We start from the raw sequence: 25358 nt of genomic DNA, 5'->3' as shown, positions 1-25358 counted from the left end.
CTTAACCCGCCAACCGATAATCCCGGAATTGCTCCCGCAGCGCCGTCTTCAAAATCTTCCCCGTCGCCGTGTGCGGGATCGCATCCACAAACTCCACCGCATCCGGCGTCCACCATTTGGCGATCCGCCCCTCCAGATGCTTCAGCACATCCGCCGCGCTCACCGCTGCCCCCGGCTTGCGCACGATGATCAGCAGCGGCCGCTCGTCCCATTTCGGGTGCGCCACGCCGATCACCGCCGCTTCCGCCACGCCGGGGCAGCCCACCGCCTCATTTTCCAGTTCGATGGAGGAAATCCACTCCCCGCCCGACTTGATCACATCCTTCGACCGGTCCGTGATCTGCATGTAACCCTGCTCGTCCAGCGTCGCCACATCCCCGGTATCGAACCAGCCCTCGGCGTCCAGCACATCGCCGCCATCGCCCTTGAAATAACGGCCCACGATCCACGGCCCGCGCACCAGCAGCCGCCCGAACGTCACCCCGTCGCGCGGCAGCTCTTGCCCCTCATCGTCCACGATTTTCATCTCCACGCCGAACACGCCGCGGCCCTGTTTCACCCGCACGCTCAGCGCCTCGTCATAGGGCAGCGCCGCCACCTCCGGGGTCATCGCCCCCACCGTCCCCAGCGGCGACATCTCGGTCATGCCCCACAGCTGCATCACCCGCACGCCGTGCAGCCGGTCGAACGCCTCGATCATGCTGCGCGGCACGGCCGAGCCCCCGATGGCCGTGCGGTTCAGCCGCCCCAGCCCGCCACCATGCCTCTCCAGATGCTGCAACATCCCCAGCCAGATCGTCGGCACCGCCAGCGCCAGGTCCACGCCCTCGTCGATGATCAGCTTCTGCAGCGTCGGGGCATCGAAATTCGGCCCGCCCAGCACCAGCTTCGCCCCCGCCATCGCCGCGGTATAGGGCATCGACCACGCATTCACATGATACATCGGCGCCACCGGCAGCACCACCGTCATCGCCCCGATGCCGAACGTGTCGGTCGCGCACGCCGCCATCGCATGCAGCACCGTCGAACGGTGGCTGTACTGCACCCCCTTCGGATTGCCGGTCGTGCCACTGGTGTAACACAGCCCCACCGGCGCCGTTTCCGGCATCTCCACCCAGGCGAACGTCCCATCCTCCGCCGACAGCAATTCCTCGTAACACAGCAGGTTCAGGCTGCTCTCCGGCATGTGCGCCCTGTCAGTCAGCAGCACGAAATGCTCGATCGTCTTCAGGCCCGGCGCCAGCCTCTCCACCAGCTTCACGAAGGTCAGGTCGAACAGCAGCACGCGGTCTTCGGCATGGTTGGCGATGTAGGTGATCTGCTCCTCGAACAGCCGCGGGTTGATGGTATGCGCCACACCGCCCATGCCGCCGATGCCATAAAGGCATTCGACATGCCGCACCGTGTTCCACGCCAGCGTCGCCACCCGGTCGCCGGCGTTCATGCCCAGCCCCACCAGGGCGGCCGCCAGCTGGCGGGACCGTGTCGCCACCGTCCCCCAGTCGCTGCGCATCACCCCGCCCTCGCATTGCAGGGATACCACCTCCCGCCGCGGATGATAGGTCGCCGCATGGTCGATGATCCGCGCCACGCTCAGCGGCCAATCCTGCATCATTCCCGTCATGCTGTCCTCCCGACAGGCGCCGATAGAGATTTTTCGCGCCGATGCAACCACTTGCCGGCCCCTCGATTTTGCGCTTGACGGCAATGGAACAAAAATGGAACATGGCGATCCGAGTCGAGGAGACAGACGATGGTAGCGGTAACGATCAGCGCCCTTTTCAGCATCGCCCTGATCCTGGCGCTGGGCCTGCTGCTCACCGCCATGCTCCAGTCGGCGCTGCCGCAACTGCGCACCATCCTCGCCGGTCCCGTGCCTCTTCAGGCGGCGCCGTCCACCCCGCCCGCCGAAACCAATGTCATCGCGCTGCGCCGCCCCGCGCCCCGCGCCCTCATGCCGGCGGTGGGCTGGCGTCAGGCGGCGTAACCACCTCCGCCGCGCGCAGCCGCCGGAAGCGCATCCAGGCAAAGGGCATCGCCAGCAGATAGACGACGGAAATCGCCGTCAGCGCCAGCCAGGGCTCCTGCGCCAGCGCCGCCGCGAACAGGCCCACCCCCGCCAGCAGCGGCAACCGCGCCTCCCGCGGCAGCCGGATCGCCTTGAACCCCCAGGTCGGCAGGGTGGAGACCATGCCGATGGCGGTAAAGCCGCACATCAGGCCTACCACCACCGCCCGCAGCATGGGTTCCTCATCCCCCAGCAGGCCGGTTCCCAGCGAAAGGCAGATCGGGCTCAGCGCCAGCCCCGCCGCCGCCGGCGCCGGAATCCCGGTCAGGAACCCCAGCCTCTTGTGCGGCAGGTCCTCCACATCCAGCGCCGCGTTGAACCGCGCCAGCCGCAGGGCCGCGCACACCGCATGCGCCAGCGCGATCACCCACCCCAGCCCCCCCAGATGCTGCAGGGCCCACAGATAAAGGATCAGCGCCGGCGCGATCCCGAACGCCGTCACGTCGGACAGCGAATCCAGCTCCGCCCCGAACCGGCTCGTGCCCTTCAGCGCCCGCGCCACCCGCCCGTCCAGCCCGTCCAGCACGCCGGCGATCACCACCGCCGCCACCGCCTTGTCGAACTGCCCGGCAATGGCAAAACGCACCCCCGTCGCCCCGGCGCACAGCGCCAGCATGGTGATCGCGTTGGGCACCAACGCCCGCATCGGGATATAGGGCAGCAAGCGCAGCCGCGCCCGCGGGTCACGCTCCATTACTGCGCCGGCCCCGGCTCGGCCGCCACCACATCCCGCCGCGCCACGATGGTTTCGCCCGCCACCGCGCGCTGCCCCTTCACCACCTGCACGTTGAACCCGTCCGGCACGAAGATGTCCACGCGGCTGCCGAAGCGGATCAACCCGATCCGCTGCCCCGCTGCCACCAGGTCGCCTTCCTTCACGAAACACAGGATGCGCCGCGCCACCAGCCCGGCGATCTGCGTGAACCCCACCTTCACCCCGTCCATCCCCTCGATCAGGATATAGTTGCGCTCATTCTCCTCGCTCGCCTTGTCCAGGTCGGCATTCACGAAGGCGCCGGGCACATAAGCGACGCGGCGCACCGTGCCGCCGATCGCCGCGCGGTTGATGTGCACGTCGAACACCGACATGAACACCGACACCCGCGTCAGCCCCTGCGGCTCCAGCCCGCCCTCGCCCAGCAACTGCCGCGGCGCCTCCACGCGCATGATCTGGCACACCAGCCCGTCCGCCGGCGACACGATCAACCCCTCGCCTGCCGGCGTCACCCGCACCGGATCGCGAAAGAACGCCGCAACCCAGATCGTCAACCCCACCAGCAGCCAGCCCACCACGCTCCAGCCGGCCAAGAATGCCACCAGCGTGATCGCCGCGGCAATGCCGGTGAATTTCAGCCCCTCGGGATGCACCGACGGGATTTTATAGGGCACGGGCGCCGGCCCGGCAGCGTGAGGATTGGAAGCCATGCCCGCGTCAATAGGCGCTTTTCCACGCTGGCGCAAAGGGCGCTGCGACCGCATGCGCGCTTTCCCACCCGCCGCCCAGCCCCTACAGCGCCGCCATGGCCAGTCTCGCCCACGCCCTGCCGCGCACCCGACCCATCGCCATCGCCAACTGGCTGCTGGCGGTCGCCGGCCTCGTCTTCGCCATGGTCGTCGTCGGCGGCATCACCCGCCTCACCGAATCCGGCCTCTCCATCACTGAATGGAAACCCATCAGCGGCGCACTCCCCCCGCTGACCGACGCACAATGGCTCGCTGAGTTCGAGAAATACCGCCAGATCCCGGAATATCAGCTCATCAACAAGGGCATGAGCCTCGCCGATTTCAAATTCATCTACTTCTGGGAATATATCCACCGCCTGCTCGGCCGCGTCATCGGCCTCGCCTTCGCCCTGCCGCTGGCCTGGTTTGCCTGGAAACGTGCGATTCCGCCCGGCTACGGCCGTCGCCTGCTCGCGCTCCTTGCGCTCGGCGGCCTGCAGGGTACCATCGGCTGGTGGATGGTGTCCAGCGGCCTCACCCAGCGCACCGACGTCAGCCACTACCGTCTCGCCGTCCACCTGCTGACCGCGCTCTTCATCCTCGCCGGTCTGGTCTGGACCGCGCTCGACCTGCGCCGTCTCGCCGCGGTGCCCGGCAGCCGCCCCGCCCGCCTCACGCCCCTCACCCTCGCCGTCGGCCTCATCCTCTTCGTCCAGCTGCTGTTCGGCGCCTTCGTCGCCGGTCTCAACGCCGGCCAGGTCGCCAACACATGGCCCCTGATGAACGAACGCTTCTTCCCCGCCGGCGTCCAGGATCAGGGCAGCCTCTGGGCCACGCTCAGCAGCGACCCCTTCCTCATCCATTTCATCCACCGATGGTGGGCCTTCGTCGCCGTTGTCGCCCTCGTCCTGCTCGCCCGCGCCGCCCGCCGCGCCGGCGATCGCCCCGCCTCCATCGCCCTCCACAGCGCCTTCGGCGTCCAGATCCTGCTCGGTATCGCCACCGTCATGACCGGCGTGGACATCACGCTCGCCGTGCTGCACCAGGCGGTCGGCGCCCTCCTTGTCGCCAGCACCGCCTGGGCCGCGCACGCCGTCGGCTCTCGCCGCTCGTTGGGGTAACATTTTACCCCACCACAAAAGTACCGCTTTTCCTTGCCTTTTTCGCAGCCACCCATCATAGCGCGCGTCGCAGATCAAACATCAGGACGAACCCCATGCTCACCCGTTCCACCGCTTCGGCGAAACCCGCCGAGGTCGAGAATAAATGGATCCTGATCGACGCCGAAGGTCTCGTCGTCGGTCGGCTCGCCACCATCATCGCCAACCGCCTGCGCGGCAAGCACAAGACGATCTTCACCCCGCACGTCGATTGCGGCGACAATGTCATCGTCATCAATGCCGAGAAGGTCCGCTTCACCGGCAACAAGGCGACGCAGAAGATGTATTATCGCCACACCGGCTACATCGGCGGCATCAAGGAAGTCCGTGCCGACAAGGTGCTCGAAGGCCGCTTTCCCGAACGCGTTCTGGAAAAGGCCGTGGAGCGGATGATCCCGCGCGGTCCGCTCGGCCGCGCCCAGATGCGCCGCCTGCGCATCTTCAAGGGCGCCGAGCATGACCATGCCGCGCAGGCGCCCGAGCTGCTCGATGTCGCCGCCATGAACCGCAAGAATGTGGCCGTCGCTGCCGCGCAAACGAAGTAAGGGTCGCCAACCATGAGCGAACAACAAGCCGATACCCGCCAATCGCTGGCCGACCTGGCCCAGCTGAAGGCTGACGCCACCGTCGCCGCCGCCGCTGCCGCCGAGGCCGGCACCCCCGCCCCCGTCGCCGCCCCGGTCGCGCTCCGCGCCCAGGAAATCGACAAGCAGGGCCGCGCCTATGCCACCGGCCGCCGCAAGGATGCCGTCGCCCGCGTCTGGCTGAAGCCCGGCAGCGGCAAGATCGAGGTCAACGGCCGCGACCAGACCGTCTATTTCGCCCGCCCGACGCTGCGCCTGGTCATCAACCAGCCGTTCGACGTCGCCGGCCGGCGCGAGCAATATGATGTCGTCGCCACCGTCACCGGCGGCGGCCTCTCCGGCCAGGCCGGCGCGGTCAAGCACGGCATCGCCCAGGCGCTCAGCCGCTACGAACCCGCGCTGCGCGGTGCCGTCAAGGCCGCCGGCTTCCTCACCCGGGACAGCCGCGTCGTCGAGCGGAAGAAATACGGCAAGGCCAAGGCGCGCCGCAGCTTCCAGTTCAGCAAGCGCTGACCTCAACGCACCAAAAACGGATGGGGCGGCCCCCCATCCGTGGCGATCGACGAAAGGGGGTGGCCTGGCCGCCCCCTTTTTACGTCCGCCGCCACCGGCACGCCAAGCAACCCGACCCCATGGTCGGCAGATCATGGGGGATTTCTGCTCGCACCCTGTTAAAATCGATCCATCCATGCTACTGTTCCCACAGTCATGCAGGGGGGACAGTTCATGCGTCACATTTCCGCAATCCTGATTGGCATGGCCGCCGTGGTGATCGCGCCGGCGGCAACGGCAAATCCCAGCTTTGTTTACATGACGGGCAGCGAAAACCCCTGGGGCCTGACCGCTGCCGACGCCGGTTCTCCCGAAGCGGCGATGGTCACCCTCTACGGCGCCGGTAATTACACCCGCTATCAGGGTTTCGACGCGACCGCGTTCAACGCGTCCACCAGCAGCTTCATCTACATGGAAGGCAGCGAACGCGCCGGCGCGGAAATGATCTCTTTCCTCAACGCCAATCCCGGCCTGCTGGACAGCTATCTCATCGCCGGCGGTCGCCTCTATCTCAATGCCGCGCTCACGCAACAGCCGGCGGCCACGGTCTTCGTTGCCCTCGGGCTGTCGCTTTCGCCCGGCGCGTCGAACACCGGCACAAATCCCCGGGGCGCAATGGATCAGCTGGCGATCAACGGCGCCGGAACCAGCTGGAGCGGATTGGCCGGGCAGCCCTTTTCCACCCATGTCGTTTCCGGCACCGCGCCGCTCGGCACGTTCGAAGAAATCGAGGGAAGCGCGGGCCCGAACTGGCTCTGGACCTACGAGGGAGGCGGCGGCTACCTTTTTCTCGGCGCGCAGACCGCGCCCGCCTTTCATTCGAATGGCGGCGTCGGGCTCCGGGTCAATCTGTTGTGCAAGGCCAACGGCAGCGACAATGGCATTTGCGACGACATCGGCACCCCGGTGCCGGAGCCTGCCACCTGGGCCATGCTGATTGTCGGCTTCGGCCTCGTCGGGTCCGCCGTCCGCCGTCGCCGCACGATGGCAGCCTGACCGGGCATCGCGGCACGCCCGTTCCGTGGGCCGTCAACCACCACATCCCCTTCTCGTCCCTTGCCTTCCACCACCAGCAGCCTATGTGCCGCACATGCTTAAAGGACTGCTTCTCCTGCTGATGGCGCTCGCGCTTCCCGCCTATGCGCAACCGGTGTCGCAGCAGCCCCATACCAAAGTCGAACTGGTCGCCGAAACCCGCACCCCGGCGCCGGGCAAGCCCTTCACCGTCGCGGTCGTGATGACGCCGCAGCCCGGCTGGCACACCTATTGGAAAAACCCTGGGGACAGCGGCATCGAAACCCGCGCGAAATGGACCCTGCCGGCGGGCGCCACGGCAGGCGATTTCCGCTACCCCGTGCCGAAAACCTATCTCGTCTCCGGCATCATGAACCATGTCTATGGCACGAAGAATGCCCTGCTGGCGGACATCACCCTCCCCGCAGGCGCCCCCACCCCCTTCACGCTCGCGGTCAAGCTGGACTGGCTGGTCTGCGACGAATCGCTCTGCGTGCCCGAAAGCGCCACCCTCTCCCTGCCGCTCACCCCCGGCACCGGCGCGCCCGACCCCGCCGCCACCGCCACCTTCGCCGATGCCCGCGCCGCGCTTCCCCGCACGCTGGCCGAACCGGGCCACTTTGCCGTCGCCAACGGCAAACTCCGGCTCGCCATCCCCTTCGCCGCGCCGGACAAGGTCACCGCCGCGCACTTCTTCACGCTGGGCGAGGAAGTGCAATATGCCGCGCCGCAGCTCATTGGCCGGACCAACAACGCCCTCATCATCGAAACCGCCGCCAATCCGTCCGCCGGCGCCGCCCAGGCCATCGCCGGCGTCCTGCGCGTCGAACAGGGGGAGGAGGTCTTCGGCCTCGCGCTCACCGCCACCCCCGGCACCGTCCCCGCCGCCACGCCGCTCGCGCCAAAGGCCGCCGACAGCAGCGGTTTCGGCCTCGCCTTCGCGCTCGCGCTCGCCGGCGGGCTGTTGCTCAACGTCATGCCCTGCGTCTTCCCGATCCTCAGCCTGAAGGCGCTCAGCCTGGCGAAATCCGGCGCGTCTCCCGCGGCCGCACGGTCGGAGGCGCTGGCCTACACCGCCGGCGTCATCCTCATCTGCACCGCGCTCGGCGGCGTCGCCATCGCGCTCGCCCAGGCCGGCGCGGGCGCCGGCTGGGCGGTGCAGCTCCAGGACCCGCGCGTCATCCTGCTGCTCATGCTGCTGACGCTGGCCATCGGCCTCAATTTCGCCGGCCTGTTCGAGATCGACCTCGCCGGCAAGGGCGCCGGCCAGTCGCTCGCGGCAAAGCCTGGCGCCCAGGGCGCCTTCTGGACCGGGGTGCTGGCGGCGTTCGTGGCCACCCCCTGCACCGGCCCCTTCATGGCCGGCGCGCTCGGCGCCGCGCTGGTCCTGCCGCCCGCGCTCGGGCTCGCGGTCTTCGCCGGCCTCGGCCTCGGCCTCGCCCTCCCCTTCCTCGCCATCGGTTTCATTCCCTGGCTGCGCCGGCGCCTGCCCAAACCCGGCGCCTGGATGCTCACCTTCCGCCGCATCCTCGCCATCCCGATGCTGCTGACCGCGCTGGCGCTCGGCTGGGTGCTCGGCCGCCAGGCCGGCGTCGACGGCCTGGCGCTCGGCCTGCTCGCCGCGCTGCTGCTCGGCCTCGGCCTGTGGTGGCTCGGCCTGCGCCAGTCCGCCTTCCGCCCCGGCTGGCTGCCCGCCGGCCTCGCCGCGCTGGCGGTGGTCGCCGCGCCCGTCGCCCTCGCCCGCATCCCCGCGCCGGCGTCCGACAATGCCGCCGAAGGCCCCGGCACCCTGAAAGCCGAAGCCTTCAGCGCCGCCCGACTCGCCGAGCTTCAGGCCGCGAAAACCCCCATCTTCGTCTATTTCACCGCGGACTGGTGCCTGACCTGCAAGGTCAACGAGCGCGGCGCCCTCTCCCGCCCCGCCGTCGCCGACTATTTCGCCCGCGCCGGCATCAAGGTGCTGGTCGGCGACTGGACCCGGCCCGACGCGGAAATAGCAAAATTTCTCGAAAGCCGTGGCAGGGCGGGAATTCCTCTCTATCTCTTCTACCGGAGCGACGGCCGGGTGGAGGAACTGCCCCAATTGCTGACCGTCGACCATCTCACCGGCCTTTCGGCCTGACCAACGGAGCGTCACGATGTTCAAGACCCTGATGACCGCCGCGGCGATCGCGATCGCCGCCCCCGCCCTTGCCAACGCCGTCGTCGGCTCGCCCGCCCCGGCCTTCACCGCCACCGACAGCAACGGCAAGACGCACAATCTCGCCGATTTCCGCGGCAAGACGGTGGTCCTTGAATGGACCAACGCCGACTGCCCCTTCGTCAAGAAACATTACAGCGGCGGCGACATGCAGCGCCTGCAAGGCGAAGCCCGCAAGGATGGCGTCGTCTGGCTCACCATCAACAGCGGCGCGCCGGGCAAGCAGGGCCATGTCGACGGCGGCGCCGCCAACGCGCTGAAAAAGGCGCAAGGCTTCAACAGCACCGCCTATCTGCTCGATCCCGCGGGCACCATCGGCAAGGCCTATGGCGCGCGCACCACCCCGCACATGTTCGTGATCGATGGCAAGGGCACGCTGGTCTATGCCGGCGGCATCGACGACACCCCCACCGCCGACCCGGCCGACATCAAGGGCGCGAAGAATTTCGTCCGCGCCGCGCTCAACGACCTCGAGGCCGGCAAGCCGGTGCAGGTCGCCAGCAGCAAGCCCTACGGCTGCTCCGTCAAATACTGATCATCATTCTGCCGCTGCCGCGACCGGCTCCCACTCCGGTTGCGGCAACGTCACGCCGCCGGCGGGATTGCTGAAGATCATCGCCCCGTCCTCCAGCTTGCCGTACCGCAGCGCCAGCATGTCGACGGCATAATTCTGGTCCACCCGCCACGGCTTCTTGCTGCCCTGCCGCGGAAACTTGTGCATCGCGCGGGTCACATAACCGCTGCTGAAATCCAGGAACGGCACCTCGGTCACGCTGGCATCGGTCACGCGCGGCGTGCACTGGCGCATCCCCGTTTTATCCATGTGGTTGATCAGCCGGCAGACATATTCCGCCGTCAGGTCGGCCTTCAGCGTCCAGCTTGCGTTGGTATAGCCGAAGGTGTTCGCCAGGTTCGGCACATCCGAATACATCATCGCCTTATATTGCATCGAGGTCGTGATGTCGTGCGGCCGGCCATCGATCACCAGCTCGATGTCGCTCATCAGCTGCAAGTCCAGCCCCGTCGCCGTCACGATCAGGTCGGCCTCCAGCACCTTGCCAGACGAGAGCGCAATGCCCGTCTCGGTGAAGCGCTCGATCGTGTCCGTCACCACCGACGACGTCCCCGCCCGCAGCGATTCGAACAGGTCGGCATCAGGCACCAGGCACACCCGCTGGTCCCAAGGGTTGTAGCGCGGCGTGAAATGCGTCGCCACGTCATGGCCGGGCAGCTCCGCCCGCACCATCTCGATCATCTTCTCCTTCACCTTCGCCGGCCGGCTCCGCGCCAGCTTGAAGAAGAACAGCTGCGCCAGCACATTCTTCCAGCGCGTGATGGTATAGGCCGCCATTTCCGGCAGCACCCGGCGCAGCCCGTTGGCGATCCGGTCCGCCGCCGGCCGGCTCACCACATAGGTGGGCGACCGCTGCAACATCGTCACATGCGCCGCCGTCTTCGCCATCTCCGGCACCAGCGTCACCGCCGTCGCCCCGCTGCCGATCACCACCACCCGCTTGCCGGCATAATCGATGTCCGGCGTCCAAAACTGCGGATGCACGATGCGCCCGCGAAACGCCGTTTCACCAGGAAACTCGGGTCGATAGGGCTTGCTGTAGTTGTAATAACCGCTGCACATGCTGATGAAATTCGCCGCGATCTGCCGCGTGCCCTCGGGCGTCTCCACCGTCACCAGCCAGTGCGCGTCGGCGCTCGACCATTCCGCCTTCACCGCCTTGTGGCGGTATCGGATGCGGTCGCGGATGCCATAATCATCCACCGCCTCGTTCAGATATTCCATGATGCTGGGGCCATCGGCGATCGCCTTCGCCTTGGTCCAGGGTCGGAAGCGATAGCCCAGCGTGTGCATGTCGCTGTCCGACCGGATGCCCGGATAGCGGAACAGGTCCCAGGTGCCGCCGATGCTGTCGCGCATCTCCAGCAGCGCAAAGCGCTTGCCCGGGCAATATTTCTGCAAGTGCCACGCCGTCCCGATGCCCGAAATCCCGGCGCCCACGATCAGCACATCGAGCGTCTCAACCATGCGTATCTCCCGTCCGCAATTTCTGTGACACGGGAAAACGCCGCCGGTCAACCGCCCGAAAGCAGCAGGACGGTCAGCGTGAAGGCCAGCAGCAGCAGCGTCGCCGCCAGGATCGTCAGCACCGGCTTCGGCCCCACCTTCACCAGATCGCCCAGCGCGGTCTTCGCCCCCAGCGCCGCGATCGCCGCCACCAGGCACCAGCGGCTCGCGTCGGACAGCGTGCCCGTCACCACCCTGGGCACCAGCCCGGTCGAATTGACCGCCACCAGCAGCACGAAGCCGATCAGGAAGGTCGGCAGCAGCGGCGGCCGGCTCGTCCTCGGCCCTGCCGCCAATTGCGCCCGAAAGATCAGGGAGATCAGCAGCACCACCGGCAGCAGCAGCGCCACCCGGAACAGCTTGACGATGGTCGCGGTATCGCCCGCCTCCTTGCCGATGCCATAACCGGCGCCCACCACCTGCGCCACGTCATGGATCGTCGCCCCCATCAGGATGCCGGCCTGATGCTCGCTCAACCCGATCGCCGCGGCCAGCATCGGATAGAGGATCATTGCCACGGTCGACAGCGCCGTCACCCCCACCACCGTCAGCATCGTATCGCGCTCGCGCTCCGGCGTCGGCGGCAGCACGCTGGAAATCGCCAGCGCCGCCGAGGCACCACAGATGCCCACCGCGCCGCCCGCCAGCAGCCCGAAGTTCGGCGTCAGCTTCAGCACCCGCGCCGCCACCCAGCCCGCCCCCAGCGTCAGCGCCACGCCCACCGTCGCCATCGCCAGCGTCGGCCCCCCCAGCGCCGCCGCCTGCTCCAGCGTGATCCGCGCTCCCAGCAGCGCCACACCCAGCCGCAGCACCGTGCGCGCCATAAAATCGATGCCCGGCCGCATCCGCTTGTCCTGGCCCGCGAAGTTCACCGCCATCCCCAGCAGCAGCGCGAACAGCATCACCGGCGCGCCATAATGGTCGGACAGCCACGCCGCCGCCAGCGCCACCAGCACCGCGATCGAGGCACCCGGTGACACCCGCTGCACCGCGCTGCGCAACCGCTCCGGCCAGGATTTCGCCCGCGCCTCCGGCGCCACCGCCGGCAGCCCCTCCATCGAATCGAGCGAATCCGCCCAGCTGAAATCGGGCGCGGGCTTGGTTATCTCAAAGGCCATGCCGCATCGCTATCGCGCGCCCGCTCAGGCGGCAAGCGCGCGGCCCTCGAACGCCTCCGCCACCAGCGCATAGCTGCGCACCCGCGCGACATGGTCATACAGGATGTTCACCAGCATCACCTCGTCCGCGCCATAGTCCGCGGCCGCCGCCTCGATCCCCGCCCGGCACTGCGCCGGCGTCCCCACCACCACCCGCCGCCCCGGCCGGTCGGCCGCTGCCTGTGGGTTCGCCGCCAGCCAGGCCGCGGCAACATCTGGATGCGGCACCGCGATCAGCTGCCCCATCATCATGTGCGCGAACATCATCCGCGCGCTCCCCGCCAGCCAGCGCGCCTCCGCCTCGCTCGGCGCCGCGATGCACCATAGCGCCACCATCGCCTCCGCCGCCGACCGCCGCACCGATGGACGAAACGCATCCCGGTATTGCCCCGTCAGCTCCGGCTGCGCCCCGGCGATGAAATCGGCGAAGCAATAGGGCAACCCCAGCGCCGCCGCCAGCATCGCGCTGTCCGGGCTGCTCCCCAGCATCCACACATCCGGCGTCTCGGCCCCGCCGGGCAACGTCCGCGCCAGATGCGCGAACGGATGTCCCGCCGGCAAATCATCCTCGAAATAGGCGAGAAGCTCCGCCGCCGCCTGCGGAAAATCCTGCATCACCTGCCGGCCGCGGTCCTGTTGCAGGGCATAGGCCGTCAGCCCGTCGCTCCCAGGCGCCCGCCCCAGCCCCAGGTCGATCCGCCCCGGCGCAAGCCCCGCCAGCATCGAAAAGCTCTCCGCCACCTTGAACGGCGAATAATGCGGCAGCATCACGCCGCCCGTGCCCAGCCGGATGCGCGCCGTCTCCCGCGCCGCCGCCGCCAGCATCAACTCCGGCGAGGCACTCGCCAGCCCCGGCGTCGCATGATGCTCCGCCATCCAGAAACGGTGATAGCCCAGCACCTCGGCCTGCCGCGCCAGGTCCAGACTGTTGCGTAACGCCTGCCCGCCACTGCCCCCCTCGGCAATCGGCGACTGGTCAAGAACGGAAAGCCGCAGCGTCATCCCTGCAATGTGGCCGGTCCAAAGGCGGACTTCAACCGTCTCTGGCCCAGCGCAGCGGCGCCGGATCCAGCCGCTCCAGCACATAAAGGTTGCCAAAGCTCCCCCGGTTCAACCGGAACCCGTCATCCAGAAAGGTCACATCACTGTACAGCGGCGGGATCCGCGCATTGTCCAGCGGCAGCCGCACCGGCGCCCCCGGTCCCAGCACCAGCGCTTCGGTAAAGCGCACGTCCAGCCGATGGTCGTCGACCACCGCATATTCCCCCAGCGTCACCGACTCACCGGGAAACCCGTCCTCGCCATCGAACGTCACCACATTGTCGTAAAGGCCCGTCGCCGGGTCGATCTCCTGGAACAGCTCCTTCACCCGGATCGGGCTTTTCGGCAGCACGTTGAAGCTCAGCCGCGCCAGCGTCGTGTCGCGCTGCAAGCCGAAACTCGAATAGAGCAGCTTCCATCGCCCACGCAGCAGTGCCACCGCGCGGCTCGGCTCCGCCGTCGGGTTTAACCCCTCCAGCGCCGCCGCCAGCGCCTTGATGCGCTCCACATCGGCCCCGCCGGCGTCGAACCCCACCTCGGTCCGGGCACCCAGTTCGGCCAGCTCGACTTTCAGGGCGGAAATCTCAGGCATGGCAACAGGCTAATGCGGGTCCCCGCCGCCGGGAACCCGCATAAGTGACAAGCCCCGGCCCCGGCGTCAGAATTTGAAACCCCCGGTCACCCCGAAGGTCCGCCGCTCGCCCAGCACCGGCACATAGGAGGCCGAGAGCGCCCCGTTGGTGCCGATCAGGAACAGCGCGGTCGAGACATATTTCTTGTCGCCGATATTCTTCATCCAGAAGGTCACGTCGAACCCGCCCGCGGTGAACCCGGCACTGGCATTGAACAGGGTCCGGCCCGGCACGAAGCTCAGGTTCGCCTCGTCCATATATTGTTTCGACTTATAGGTCACGTCGCCGCGCAGGAACAGGCCGACGCCGTCACCCACGCTGGTATCCAGGCTGAACCCGCCCACCGCGTTGAAATCCGGCACCCGCTCCAGCTGGTTGCCGCTCACGCTCAGCACCGCGGTCGGCTGCCCGGCGACGGTCTGCGTGGCGCACACCGTCCCGTCGCAGTTGCCCGAGGCGCCGAAGCGCTGGCTGAAGCTGCCATCCTTGTAGCGCGAGCGGTTGTAGCTGGCGCTGGCGAACAGCCGCAGCGGCTCGGCGACCCGCCAGGACAGGTCGCCTTCCACGCCCCAGATGCTCACGCCCCCGATGTTCCCCACGGTCGACGGCACGATCGCGAAGAAGCTCGGCGCCGTGCCATTGGCCGCCAGCCGCACCACGCTGGTCTGCAAATTGCTCCAGTCGGTGTGGAAAGCCGCCAGGTTCAGCGTCAGCGCCCCGTCCATGAAGCTGTTCTTGGTGCCGATCTCATAGGTCCAGTTCTTCTCGGACCCATAGGCGCGCTGGCCCGCGAACGGCGTGTTGCCGTTCAGCCCGCCCGCCTTCACCCCCCGCGCCACCGAGGCGTAGATGTTGTTGTTGGAGGAGAATTTATAGGTCAGCGTGACCCGCGGCGTGAAATAGCTGATGGTCTGGGCAAAACGCGGCGGCAGCAGTGCCTGCACCGCCGCATTGGTCGGCTCGCGCGTCAGCAGGTCGAGCGCCTTCTGGTCCTCGTTGGTATAGCGCCCCTCGAACGTCGCCTCGAAATCGTCGGCCGGGCGCACCTTCAGGAAGAAATAGCCCGACAGGATATTCTCGTCGCGTTGCAGATAACCCGTCCGCTGGAACAGGTTCGACGGGAAGGGCAGGCCCGGCCCCACCGGGAACAGCAGCGCCGGGTTCGGCTCGATCATCGTGTTCGCCGGCGCGAAGCTGGTCGCGTTGGAGGCGATGTCCCGCGTCCGGCTGTAATTCACGCCGAAGAAACCATTCCACCAGTCATTGCCCGCCAGCGTGAATTTCAGATCGTGGCTGAAGCCCTTGAAGCTGGAATCCGTGCCCGATTCATCGAAGATGGTGCCGAAATTCACCGGGATGAACGCCGGCGGCAGCGCCACGATCACCGGCGACAGCGGGTTGGGCTGCGGCGATCCCCGGCCGAACACCTTCGCCCGCGAATAACCGAACTGATAGGCGACCGCCGAGAAAGGCCCGCTGTCCGGCGCCCATTCCAGCTTGGCGGAGGCGAGGTCGGTCGGCCCGCGCACCCCGAACGCGCGCGGATCGGTCAACAGCCCCGCCGGACGGGTGGTGTCCCCCGCCGCCACGATCGGCGTTGCCGGAAATTCGCCCACGAACAGCCGGTTCTGCACGGTGAAGGGCGGCGTCAGGCCAGGCCGCGGCGAGGCATTGAGCGTGTTGAACGGCGACAGCAGGGTGGAGGTGCCGACCGAATAGCCGGCCAGCGTTTCCTCGTCCCGCTGCGTGTGGATCCACAGGCCGGTGAAGGTCAGCGTGTCGGTCAGCTTCCACTTCACCTGGCCCTGCACGGCCCAATTGTCATAGCCGCCGATGCGCCCCTTGGTGCTCGCCGTATCGGAATTGGCCAGCGGATGGGCATTGGCCCAGCTGCCGTCGAACTTGGTGAAGCCGCCCGCCACCGACACCGCCAGTCGGCCCGCCATCAGCGGCACCGAAATCCGCCCGCGCGCCTCATAGCGGTCATAATTGCCGACCGTCCCCGAAACGCTGGCCTCGATCGCATCCAGCGACGGCTCGCGCGTCGTCATGTTGATCGCGCCGGCGAAGCTGTTGCGGCCATAAAGCGCCGATTGCGGCCCCTTGATCACCTCGATCCGCGACACGTCGATCAGCTTCTGGTCCACCAGATAGGCGCGCTGCAGATAGATGCCGTCCAGATAATAGGCGACATTCGTCACCGGCGAATCGGTGCGCAGGTTCACCTGGCCCCGGATCGAGCTTTGCGGGATCAGGGGCTGCAACGTTTCGAAACTGAACCCCGCCACCTTCGACGCGATGTCGCGGAAGCTGTTGATGCCCTGTTTCGACAGCTCCTCGGCGTTGACCGAGGTCACCGAGATCGGCACGTCCTGCAACCGTTCGCGCGTCAGCCGCGCCGTCACGATGATGTCATTGCCGTCGGCCGCCTCGGCGGTCGCCGGCGGCGTCTGGGCGTGGACGGACGTGGCCGCGCACACGGCAAGCAGGCTGAGCGACGACACGAGAAGCTGACGGCTGGTCATGGATTTTCCCTTTCCCTGAACCCCGATGCCGTCACCCGGGGGGAGGGTTTGTCATCGGATTGCCATGCGCCATGCCGCCGCCGCCCGACACACACGCAACAATCCACTGCGACTATCCGCCGCGCGGATATATTTCGCCGCCGAAACCCTGCTCCGCTTCGCGACGTGGCGTTTATGTCACAGCATCTGCAACACGATCTTGCCGATATGCTCGCCCGATTCCATGTGCCGGTGCGCCGCCGCCGCCTCGGCCAGCGGAAACACCCGGTCGATTCGCGGCGACAGGCTGCCGTCCTCGAACTTCGGCCACACCTTCGCCCGCAGCGCGTCCGCCACCGCCGCCTTGAACGCCACCGGCCGCGGCCGCAGCATCGACCCCGTCAGGTGCAGCCGCTTGCGCATCACCAGCGCCAGGTCGATGTCCACCCGCGCCCCCATCTGGAAGGCGATCGAGACATGCCGCCCCTCCTCCGCCAGGCAGGCGAGGTTGCGTGGGATATAGTCGCCGCCCACCATGTCGATCACGATGTCCACGCCCCGGCCCTTGGTGAAGGAGAGCACCTCCGGCGCGAAATCCCCGTCGCGATAGTTGATCGCATGCGCCGCCCCCAGCGTCACCGCCGCCGCGCATTTGGCATCGCTGCCGCAGGTCACGATCACCGTCACCCCGAACGCCTTGCACAGGTCGATCGCCGTCACCCCGATGCCCGACGTGCCGCCATGGACCAGCACCGTCTCCCCGACTTTCGCCCCCGCCCGGTCGAACAGGTTGGACCACACCGTGAAATAGGTCTCCGGCAGAGACGCCGCCTCCACGAAACTCATCCCCGCCGGCACCGGCAGGCACTGGCCCAGCGGCGCCGCGCAATAGCCGGCGTAGGCGCCGCCGCTCACCAGCGCGGTCACCGGATCGCCCAGGTGGGAGGGGTCGACGCCCTCCCCCACCGCCACCACTTCACCCGCGCACTCCAGCCCCATGATCGTCGGCGTTCCCGGCGGCATCGGATACAGCCCCAGCCGCTGCAGGATGTCCGGCCGGTTCACGCCCGCGGCATGCACGCGGATCAGCACCTCTCCCGGCCCCGCCACCGGCAGCGGCCGCTGCACCGGCAGCAGCAGCTCCGGCCCGCCGGGCTTCGCGGGATCGATGGCGGTCATCATGGTCGGCAGCTCGGTCACGCGCGCACCCCTCTGGCTTGTTCTGCAACGTCCCCCGTGCCACTTCACCCCCTGCCAGTTCAACGGCAGAAAGGATGCGCCATGGACCTCGACGAACTTTTCGCCAAACGCCCGGACGATCCGCTCGCCATCCTCACCCGCCAGGACCTCGACCGGCTCTCGCGCGACGAACTGCACGAACGCATCGCCGTCCTCGAAACCGAGATTGCCCGCGTCCGCAAGCGCCTCGACGGCACCGGCCAGGTCCGCCACGCCGCCGACGCCCTGTTCAGGAAATGATCCTCGCCCTCATCCGGCGGGATCTCACCCTCGCGCTCGGCCGCCCAGGACTGCTGCTGCTCCCCACCCTGTTCTTCGTCATGGTCGCCGTGCTGATGCCCTTCGCGCTCGGTCCCGACATCGGCCTGCTCGCCCGCCTCGCGCCGGGCATTCTCTGGATCGCGGCGCTGCTGGCCAGCCTGCTCCCCATCGCCGACCTTTACGCACAGGACGCGGCGGACGGCACGCTCGACCAGCTCGCCAGCCGCGGCATCGCGAACGAGAGCCTGGCCTTCGCCCGCATGCTGGCGCTCTGGCTCGCCTTCACCCTGCCGCTGCTCCTCGCCCTCCCCGTCGCCGCCACCCTCCTTGGCCTGCCGGCCGCGCAGTGGCCCTCGCTCGCCCTCGCCCTCGCCCTCGGCGGCCTCGGCCTCGCCGCGCTCGCCAACCTCGCCGCCGCCCTCACGCTCGGCGCCCGCGGCAGCATCGCCGCGCTCCTCGTCCTGCCGCTCGCCATTCCGATGCTGGTGTTCGGCAGCACGCCCGACGCCCCTTCCGCCGGCAGGCTTCTCGCCGCCGCCGCGCTGCTGCTCGCCGCCGTCTGCCCCTTCGGCACGGCACTGGCGCTCGGCGCCGCACGCACGTAACATCGCGCTGCTACAAAGCGCGTAAGGGAGAAGCATCATGGACCTGACCTCGATTCTCGGCCAGCTCGGCGGCGCCACCGCGCTTCAGGCGCAGGCGATGAAGCTGGCGCAAGACCATGGCGTCTCGCCAGAGATCGTCAGCCAGCTGCTCTCCCACCTCGGCGGCCAGGCGTCGGCCGGCGTCAGCGACCCCTCTGCACTCGCCCAGTCGGGCGCCGCCGCCACCGGCCTCGATGCCAGTGCCGTCATGGCGATGGTGCAGTCGCTGATGGCCAACAGCGGCGGCCTTACCGCCATGCTCGACGCCGACAAGGACGGCAGCATCGTCGACGATGTCATCGGCATGGCCGGCAAGCTCTTCACCAAGAGTTGATGCGACCGAAAAGCTGCTGACGGCGCCACGATGCCGTTGTAGAAGGCGTTGATGCACGCGCTCGCCAACCCCTTGCGCTTCCTGCGCTTCGCCCAGGTCGCGCTGCCCGTCTTCCTGCTCTCCGGCCTGCTGCTCACCGGCTGGGGCCTCTGGCTCGGCCTGTTCGCCTCCCCGCCGGACTATCTCCAGGGGGACAGCGTGCGCATCATGTATGTCCATGTTCCCGCCGCCTGGCTGGCGCTTGGCGGCTACACCGGCATCGCGCTCGCCGCCGCCGCCGCGCTCGTGTGGAAACACCCGCTCGCCGACCTCACCGTGCGCGCCATGGCCCCGGTCGGCGCGCTGTTCGCCGCGCTCTGCCTGCTCACCGGCTCGCTCTGGGGCCGCCCCACCTGGGGCACCTACTGGGCCTGGGACGGCCGTATGACCTCGATGCTGGTGCTCTTCCTGCTCTACCTCGGGGTCATGGCGCTCAGCAGCGCCTGGGACGACCGCGCCCGCGGCGCGAAGGCCGCCGGCATCCTCGCCATCGTCGGCACCATCAACCTCCCCATCATCAAATACAGCGTCGAATGGTGGAACACCCTGCACCAGCCCGCCAGCATCCGCATCACCGGCAGCAGCAGCATCCATCCCTCGATGCTCGAACCGCTGCTGCTTTCCGTGCTCGGCTTCAGCCTGCTGTTCGGCGCCACCGTCCTCATGCGCATGCGCGCCCTTATCGCCGAGCAGCGCATCGCTGCCCGCATGGCGCGTCGAGCCGAGGTGCTCGCATGACAAAGACTTGCGCGGAGGCACTCGCATGAACCAGGCCCCCTTCATCATCGCCTCCTACGCCCTCACCATCGGCGGCATGGCGGCCGTCCTCCTCTGGTCCTGGTGGCGCATGCGCCGCGCCGAAGCGAAAAGGGACCGGCTGTGAAAGCGAAACAGCAGCGTCTCGTCCTCGCGCTCGCCGCCCTCGGCGCGCTCGCCGGCGCTGGTATCCTCGCCACCTCGGCGCTGGGCGACACCGCCACCTATTTCTACGCCCCCTCGGACGTCGCCAAGGCCCCGCCCGAAACCGGCAAGACCATCCGCCTGGGCGGCCTCGTCAAGCCCGGCTCGGTCAGCCGCAGCGCCGATGGCCTGACGCTCGCCTTCACCGTCACCGACCGCGCCTTCGACACCCGCGTCCAGTATCGCGGCATCGTCCCCGACCTGTTCCGGGAGGATCAGGGCGTCATCGCCACCGGCCGCTTCGAATCGGGAACCTTCCGCGCCGAACAGATATTGGCCAAGCATGACGAAAACTACATGCCGCCCGAGGTCGCCGGCGCGCTGCACAAGGTCCAGGGCAAGGTCGAATAGCCCGCGATTGCAGCGCCTCCCAAGCAGTGCTAGCGCCGCGACACCGCGACTCCGGCTTCGGATCCGCACCTTTTGGACGTTCCCCTTGCACCATCCTCAACCGATTCTCGCACTCCCCACGGCGCGGCGCGGCCACTGATGGCAACCGCCGCCGACAGCGCCCATCCGCACAAGGACGGCATCGCCAAGATGGCGCTCGGTGCGCTCGGCGTCGTCTTCGGCGACATCGGCACCAGCCCGCTCTACGCGCTCCGCGAGACCTTCGTCGGCCACCACCCGCTGCCGGTCGATGCCTTCCACATCTACGGCATCATCTCCGTCATGTTCTGGACGATGATGCTCATCGTCACGCTCAAATATGTCACCATCATCATGCGCGCCGACAACCGCGGCGAAGGCGGCTCCATCGCGCTCCAGGCGCTGCTGCTGCGCCACGGCCACGGCCAGTGGTGGGCGCCGCTGGTGATCGTGCTCGGCGTGCTCGCCACCGCGCTCTTCTTCGGCGAGATCATCATCACGCCCGCCATGTCCGTGCTGTCCGCGGTCGAGGGCCTCAAGACCGTGGAGGCCAGCCTCTCCCCGCTCGTCCTGCCCATTTCCGTCGGCATCCTCATTGCCCTGTTCCTCATCCAGTCGAGCGGCACCCACAAGGTCGGCATCCTGTTCGGCCCGATCACGCTCCTCTATTTCATCGTGCTCGCCGTCCTCGGTGTCCTCAGCATCGCCAACAACCCGGACATCCTCGGCGCCCTCTCCCCGCACCACGCCATCGCCTTCTTCGCCACGGATGGCCTCCTCGCCTTCCTCGCCCTGTCCTCGGTCGTCCTCGCCGTCACCGGGGCGGAGGCGCTCTACGCCGACATGGGCCATTTCGGCCGCAACCCCATCCGGGTGTCCTGGCTCACCATCGTGCTGCCCGCGCTCATGCTCAACTATCTCGGCCAGGGCGCCATGCTGCTCGACAATCCGGCCGCCATCAAAAGCCCCTTCTTCCTGCTCGCGCCCGAGGAGCTGCGCCTGCCGCTGGTGATCCTCGCCACGCTCGCCACCATCATCGCCAGCCAGGCGGTGATCTCCGGCGCCTTCTCCGTCACCCGCCAGGCGGTGCAGCTCGGTTTCCTGCCCCGCCTGCGCATCATGCACACCTCCGAACGCTCGCTCGGGCAGATTTACGTCCCCGTGGTCAACTGGTCGCTGCTGGTGCTCGTCATCATCCTCGTGCTCAGCTTCCGCAGCTCCTCGAACCTCGCCGCCGCCTATGGTATTTCGGTCACCGGCGTCATGTTCATCTCCACCTGCATGCTCGCCATCCTCACCCTGTTCATCTGGAAATGGCCGAAATGGCTGGCGATCCCGCTCGTCGGCCTGTTCTTCGTGGTCGACGGCGCCTTCTTCACCGCGACCCTCACCAAAATCCCCGATGGCGGCTGGTTCCCGCTGATGATCGGCCTCATCGCCTTCACCATGCTCACCACCTGGGCGCGCGGCCGGCAGCTCATGCAGAAACGGCTGCTGGAAAGCGCCATGCCGATGGACGTGTTCATCAAATCCGCCAGCCGCGCCGCCACGCGCGTCCCCGGCACCGCCGTCTTCATGACCTCCACGCCCGAGGGCGTGCCGCACGCCCTCCTCCACAACCTCAAGCACAACAAGGTGCTGCACGACCGCATCCTGATCCTCACGGTCGTCATCGACGAAGTGCCCTATGTCGATCTGGAGGACCGGATCGACGTCATGCCGCTCGGCGAGAATTTCTACCGCATGATCGTCCGCTACGGTTTCATGCAGGAACCCGACATTCCCGCCGCGCTGAAGATCGTCGAAAATTGCGGTCCCAAGATCAAGATGATGGACACCAGCTTCTTCCTCGCCCGCCAGACCCTGCTCGCCAGCGAGCGCCCCGGCATGGCGCTGTGGCGGGAGAAGCTCTTCGCCTGGATGCTGCGCAACGCCGAAAGCGCGATGGAGTTCTTCCGCCTCCCCACCAACCGCGTCGTCGAACTCGGCAGCCAGGTGGAAATCTGACCGCCCCATTGGCACCGACAATGGCCTGAAAAAGCCCGACTTAAACCGTCACCTGCTATGCCATTGGATAAAAACGACAAAAATCGCCCGTAACATAAAGGTTAATTGTCGCTCGACGCGCTTTGCGCTATGGCTCTCATCACGACGGTCGCGTACCGCGGCAAGACGGGGTTCACCTCGCAAGACCGCTCTTCCTTGTTGGAGACGTCGTCATGCCCACCGTGAAAATTCCCGTGTCCCTCGTCGGCGCCGAGCCGAACGAAGCCACCCCCGATCTCGCGCTGTTCCGCCTTGTCGAAGGCAAGGCGCCCGAGCGCGTCGCCAAGGTCGATGGCGGCACCCTCACCCTCGATCCCGCCAGGCTGAAGGGCGCCACCCTCGCCATCGGCCCGGACAGCGACCCCGCCAGCCTCGACCTCGCGTCGCTGTCGCGCTTCCGCGCCGACCAGGTGCTGGCCGACTGGACCCGCGACGGCCTCCGCCTCCCGCGCGAACGCTGGTTCCCGTTCCTCACCGAAACCATCTGCGTCAGCGGCCATGTCCGCAAATGCCGCCCCTGGTATCTCACCCCGGCCTATCAAAGGGCCGCCCCGCGCCCGGCCAAGATCGGTGTCCAGCTGCGCGCCGAGCTGCCGCGCCTCGCCGACCTCAGCGAATCCGCCATCATCCTGCCGTGGCGCTGCCTGCCGCTGTGCGACGGCATCGTCGAAATCTATGAAAAGCACTGCTGCTGCACCACCTTCGTCTGGCAGGACCTGGTCGACCGCCTGCGCGACATCCTGAAGGATATCCCCATCCTCATCCGCTGGCCGGTGCCGCCGATCCCCGATCCCGGCCCGCTCGCCCGCATCCCCGGCGTCGGCCCGATCGCCACACTGCCCGGCGTCGGCCCGCTCACCCGCGTCACCGGCCTCGCCAACAGCATCCTGCCGATGCGTCAGCGCCCCACGGCGCCGATGCTGGCAAAGGCGCAGCCGCTGGAACGCACCATCCCGTCGGAACGCGTCTATGCCGATTACCAGGCCCTGCTGAAAACCCCGCCGGCGGAGGTCGAGGCCTTCATCACCAAACGCCCCTACCTCGCCAGCTACATCTGCCGCTGCACCCAGCGCAAGGTCGGCGAAGTCGCGATCCAGCCCGGCGGCGAATTCGATTTCTGCTACCGCCGCCCGCTGCGGCTCACCCTGATCCGCGAACGCTGCTTCACCAATTTCGCCTATCGCGTCCGCCAGCAGGTCGGCGGCGTCTGGATCACCGTCTATGACGGTCTCGCCGGCAACGACTGGTTCAGCGCCGGCGAAAGCGCCGAGCTGCGCACCTCCCACCCGGCGGCCAAGCCCTGCGGCGACGGCCCGACGCCACCCGACAGCGGCGACGGCACGCCCTTCGTCATGCTGGAACATGTCACCGGCGCCGGCACCCACCATTTCAACTTCCCGGCGCAGACCGGCCTCTCCAACATGGCGGCGCTCGATGCCAATGACGGCCTCATCGATTTCGCCGGCGTGCCGGATGCGCCCTGGGCCAGCGGGCTCGGTTTGCGCCTCTGGGTGTCGCCGACGCTCGAAGGCATCGTCGCCTTCTATCGCATGAAGGTGGTGGCGGTGAACGGCGCCGGCGACCCCGTCGGCACGGAGCGCACGCTCGACGCACCGGTGTCCTGGGCGCGCTACGTCACCATCGGCGGCGTGGTGCAGACCATCCCGGACGCGCTCGCCGCCAACCCGTCGACCGTCGGCGGCGAAACCGGCCTGTTCCGCGTGCCCTACTGGTCGGGTGGCATGGACTGGCTCTCCGGCCAATATCACCAGGTCTGGAACACCACCGATTTCGCGGACGGCAAGTATATGCTGGTCGTGGAGCTGTTCGGCCCCGGTGGCGCCCGCATCAAGCCCAACGGCGCCCCGGCGGGCGATCCCGGCACGGCGCGGCCCTTCCAGTTCCGCCGTTGGACGTCGCAGACGGTCACCGCCAACGTCCCCTTCGGCGATTGCGGCCATGTCTTCTGGATCAACAACCGCCCGGTCAACGGCGACATCGTCGACCTCCGCCGCAACGGCACGCCCAGCACCGATGAGTGCCAGTTCATGTCCGGTCCCGGCACCACCACCGTCTCGGTCGGCTTCCGTGCCTTCCACTATGACGGTGTCACCACCGGCGGCGGTGCGACCGACACGAACAGCTTCATGGCGGGCTACAGCCTGACCTGGCAGCGCGGCCTCAACGGACCGTCGGGCGGGATCGAGAACGGCACGGCCGACCAGGGCGAAACCCCGCTGATGTCGCCGCCGGTGCTGCCGCCCGAGGAGTCGAACACGCTCGACTTCGCGACGCTGCTCGGCGCCTTCCCGCCAACGCACGCGGCGCACACGCGCTGCACCTTCTCGGTGCACCTGCATGTCAACGCCAAGCACCACAATGGCGGCGGCTTCATCGACGCCTATGACTATAACGAGACCGCCTCGTTCGCGCTGGAACTGACCCCCAGCTGACCGAGGCCCCGGGGGACAGGGGAAGGGGGCAAAGGAAAGGGGCCGCGGTGTCATCCACCGCGGCCCCGATCTTTTCGATGAAACAAACTCTTGAGGGAAGAGCTTACTTCTTCATTTCCTCGGCCTTCGCCTTCATGGCGTCGCCGGCGGCGTCCATCGCGCCCGCGGCCTTGTCGGTCGCGGTCGCGGCGGCGTCACCAGCCGCGGTCGCGGCGGCATCGGCGGCACCGGTCGCGGCAGCGCCGGCGGCATCGGCCGAGGCGGCAGCGGCATCACCGGCCGACTGGGCGGCATCGGCGGCCGAGGCAGCAGCCTGATCCGCGGCAGCGGTCGCTTCGGCAGCCGGCGCAGCAGCGGCGTCTTCGGCCTTCTTCTCGCCGCAGGCGGCGACCAGCGCGAGGCTCGCAATCGCGGCGAGCGTGAGAGTCTTGGTCATGAACTTTCCTCCGAGTGGGGCAGATGCCCGTGATACATGCCCCTGCGCCTGCAACCCGCCGGCGCCCAAGCGCGCGGAAACTGCCGGAACCGCCGGCAAAATGCAAGCCGCTTCGATATCGCCACCACAAGCGGGCTTGGCG

The 25358-nt window shown here is 67.9% G+C and carries 25 protein-coding genes; 15 read left to right on the top strand and 10 right to left on the bottom strand.

Features of this window, described 5'->3' with window-relative positions; genetic code table 11:
- Nucleotide 1: 1 nt before the first annotated feature.
- On the bottom strand, nucleotides 2-1624 hold the full coding sequence (locus tag H3309_RS06785; RefSeq protein WP_182297978.1) for a long-chain-fatty-acid--CoA ligase: 1623 nt from the start codon (nucleotides 1622-1624) through the stop codon (nucleotides 2-4).
- Nucleotides 1625-1753: 129 nt separating this feature from the next.
- On the opposite strand from H3309_RS06785, the gene H3309_RS06780 reads away from it, so the two are divergent.
- Nucleotides 1754-1987 carry a hypothetical protein gene (locus H3309_RS06780; RefSeq protein WP_182297977.1) on the top strand — a complete coding sequence of 78 codons (234 nt, stop codon included), beginning with the start codon at nucleotides 1754-1756 and terminating at the stop codon, nucleotides 1985-1987.
- Here H3309_RS06780 and H3309_RS06775 read toward each other — a convergent pair.
- Both H3309_RS06775 and H3309_RS06770 read right to left on the bottom strand, forming a co-directional pair.
- Nucleotides 1953-2762 (bottom strand): CDP-alcohol phosphatidyltransferase family protein, encoded by an 810-nt coding sequence (locus tag H3309_RS06775; protein ID WP_182297976.1) that lies wholly within the window; start codon nucleotides 2760-2762, stop codon nucleotides 1953-1955. The two genes, H3309_RS06780 and H3309_RS06775, sit on opposite strands and share 35 nt — an antisense overlap.
- Entirely contained in the window at nucleotides 2762-3493 is a 732-nt protein-coding gene (locus H3309_RS06770; protein ID WP_182297975.1) for a phosphatidylserine decarboxylase, read from the bottom strand. The genes H3309_RS06775 and H3309_RS06770 overlap by 1 nt, the downstream gene beginning before the upstream one ends.
- A 95-nt stretch (nucleotides 3494-3588) precedes the next feature.
- Here H3309_RS06770 and H3309_RS06765 point away from each other — a divergent pair, with 95 nt between their 5' ends.
- From H3309_RS06765 to H3309_RS06740, 6 genes are all read left to right on the top strand, one after another.
- Entirely contained in the window at nucleotides 3589-4632 is a 1044-nt protein-coding gene (locus H3309_RS06765) for a COX15/CtaA family protein (RefSeq protein ID WP_182297974.1), read from the top strand.
- 95 nt (nucleotides 4633-4727) lie between these two features.
- Nucleotides 4728-5216: a 50S ribosomal protein L13 gene (gene rplM / locus H3309_RS06760; RefSeq protein ID WP_182297973.1), complete on the top strand. Its 489-nt coding sequence runs from the start codon at nucleotides 4728-4730 to the stop codon at nucleotides 5214-5216.
- A gap of 12 nt (nucleotides 5217-5228) precedes the next feature.
- Nucleotides 5229-5768, top strand: coding sequence for a 30S ribosomal protein S9 (rpsI, locus tag H3309_RS06755; RefSeq protein ID WP_182297972.1), 540 nt, complete (start codon nucleotides 5229-5231; stop codon nucleotides 5766-5768).
- A 213-nt stretch (nucleotides 5769-5981) separates the two neighbouring features.
- Nucleotides 5982-6803: a PEPxxWA-CTERM sorting domain-containing protein gene (locus H3309_RS17225; protein WP_243453871.1), complete on the top strand. Its 822-nt coding sequence runs from the start codon at nucleotides 5982-5984 to the stop codon at nucleotides 6801-6803.
- A 94-nt stretch (nucleotides 6804-6897) separates the two neighbouring features.
- Nucleotides 6898-8943, top strand: coding sequence for a protein-disulfide reductase DsbD family protein (locus tag H3309_RS06745; protein WP_182297971.1), 2046 nt, complete (start codon nucleotides 6898-6900; stop codon nucleotides 8941-8943).
- Between the two features lie 16 nt (nucleotides 8944-8959).
- Nucleotides 8960-9556: a thioredoxin family protein gene (locus H3309_RS06740; RefSeq protein WP_182297970.1), complete on the top strand. Its 597-nt coding sequence runs from the start codon at nucleotides 8960-8962 to the stop codon at nucleotides 9554-9556.
- A gap of 3 nt (nucleotides 9557-9559) precedes the next feature.
- On the opposite strand, the gene H3309_RS06735 is transcribed toward H3309_RS06740, so the two are convergent.
- The 6 genes from H3309_RS06735 to H3309_RS06710 all read right to left on the bottom strand — a co-directional run bounded on the left by H3309_RS06735 (nucleotide 9560) and on the right by H3309_RS06710 (nucleotide 17635).
- Nucleotides 9560-11062, bottom strand: coding sequence for a flavin-containing monooxygenase (locus H3309_RS06735; RefSeq protein ID WP_182297969.1), 1503 nt, complete (start codon nucleotides 11060-11062; stop codon nucleotides 9560-9562).
- Between the two features lie 47 nt (nucleotides 11063-11109).
- Complete coding sequence (locus H3309_RS06730; RefSeq protein ID WP_207791566.1) at nucleotides 11110-12219, bottom strand: YeiH family protein; 1110 nt, start codon at nucleotides 12217-12219, stop codon at nucleotides 11110-11112.
- Nucleotides 12220-12243: 24 nt separating this feature from the next.
- Complete coding sequence (locus H3309_RS06725; protein WP_182297968.1) at nucleotides 12244-13260, bottom strand: LLM class flavin-dependent oxidoreductase; 1017 nt, start codon at nucleotides 13258-13260, stop codon at nucleotides 12244-12246.
- A 31-nt stretch (nucleotides 13261-13291) separates the two neighbouring features.
- On the bottom strand, nucleotides 13292-13891 hold the full coding sequence (locus tag H3309_RS06720; RefSeq protein WP_182297967.1) for a PAP/fibrillin family protein: 600 nt from the start codon (nucleotides 13889-13891) through the stop codon (nucleotides 13292-13294).
- A gap of 66 nt (nucleotides 13892-13957) precedes the next feature.
- The gene (locus tag H3309_RS06715; RefSeq protein ID WP_182297966.1) at nucleotides 13958-16456 is read right to left on the bottom strand and encodes a TonB-dependent receptor; all 2499 of its coding nucleotides are present in this window, start codon (nucleotides 16454-16456) and stop codon (nucleotides 13958-13960) included.
- Nucleotides 16457-16633: 177 nt separating this feature from the next.
- The gene (locus H3309_RS06710; RefSeq protein WP_243453870.1) at nucleotides 16634-17635 is read right to left on the bottom strand and encodes an NAD(P)H-quinone oxidoreductase; all 1002 of its coding nucleotides are present in this window, start codon (nucleotides 17633-17635) and stop codon (nucleotides 16634-16636) included.
- A gap of 81 nt (nucleotides 17636-17716) precedes the next feature.
- Between H3309_RS06710 and H3309_RS06705 the strand changes: the two genes are divergently transcribed.
- The 8 genes from H3309_RS06705 to H3309_RS06670 all read left to right on the top strand — a co-directional run bounded on the left by H3309_RS06705 (nucleotide 17717) and on the right by H3309_RS06670 (nucleotide 24780).
- The gene (locus H3309_RS06705; RefSeq protein WP_182297965.1) at nucleotides 17717-17914 is read left to right on the top strand and encodes a DUF1192 domain-containing protein; all 198 of its coding nucleotides are present in this window, start codon (nucleotides 17717-17719) and stop codon (nucleotides 17912-17914) included.
- The gene (locus tag H3309_RS06700) at nucleotides 17911-18540 is read left to right on the top strand and encodes a heme exporter protein CcmB (protein WP_182297964.1); all 630 of its coding nucleotides are present in this window, start codon (nucleotides 17911-17913) and stop codon (nucleotides 18538-18540) included. Before H3309_RS06705 ends, H3309_RS06700 begins: the two co-directional genes overlap by 4 nt.
- Nucleotides 18541-18577: 37 nt before the next feature.
- On the top strand, nucleotides 18578-18913 hold the full coding sequence (locus H3309_RS06695; RefSeq protein ID WP_182297963.1) for a hypothetical protein: 336 nt from the start codon (nucleotides 18578-18580) through the stop codon (nucleotides 18911-18913).
- Between the two features lie 51 nt (nucleotides 18914-18964).
- Nucleotides 18965-19690 (top strand): heme ABC transporter permease, encoded by a 726-nt coding sequence (locus tag H3309_RS06690; protein WP_182297962.1) that lies wholly within the window; start codon nucleotides 18965-18967, stop codon nucleotides 19688-19690.
- A 25-nt stretch (nucleotides 19691-19715) separates the two neighbouring features.
- Nucleotides 19716-19835, top strand: coding sequence for a heme exporter protein CcmD (ccmD, locus tag H3309_RS06685; protein WP_182297961.1), 120 nt, complete (start codon nucleotides 19716-19718; stop codon nucleotides 19833-19835).
- Complete coding sequence (ccmE, locus tag H3309_RS06680) at nucleotides 19832-20263, top strand: cytochrome c maturation protein CcmE (protein ID WP_182297960.1); 432 nt, start codon at nucleotides 19832-19834, stop codon at nucleotides 20261-20263. The genes ccmD and ccmE overlap by 4 nt, the downstream gene beginning before the upstream one ends.
- Before the next feature lie 138 nt (nucleotides 20264-20401).
- Nucleotides 20402-22288, top strand: a complete 1887-nt coding sequence (locus H3309_RS06675) for a potassium transporter Kup (RefSeq protein WP_182297959.1) — start codon at nucleotides 20402-20404, stop codon at nucleotides 22286-22288.
- Between the two features lie 212 nt (nucleotides 22289-22500).
- Nucleotides 22501-24780 carry a hypothetical protein gene (locus H3309_RS06670; protein WP_182297958.1) on the top strand — a complete coding sequence of 760 codons (2280 nt, stop codon included), beginning with the start codon at nucleotides 22501-22503 and terminating at the stop codon, nucleotides 24778-24780.
- Between the two features lie 103 nt (nucleotides 24781-24883).
- Here H3309_RS06670 and H3309_RS06665 read toward each other — a convergent pair whose 3' ends face one another.
- A complete protein-coding gene (locus H3309_RS06665; RefSeq protein WP_182297957.1) occupies nucleotides 24884-25216 on the bottom strand; it encodes a hypothetical protein in 333 nt (110 codons plus the stop codon).
- Between the last annotated feature and the right edge of the window lie 142 nt (nucleotides 25217-25358).

The sequence above is a fragment of the Sandaracinobacteroides saxicola genome (assembly GCF_014117445.1).
Classification (GTDB): Bacteria; Pseudomonadota; Alphaproteobacteria; order Sphingomonadales; family Sphingomonadaceae; genus Sandaracinobacteroides_A; species Sandaracinobacteroides_A saxicola.
Note: the sequence above shows the minus strand (reverse complement) of the source record. Positions and strands in the feature narration are given on the sequence as shown.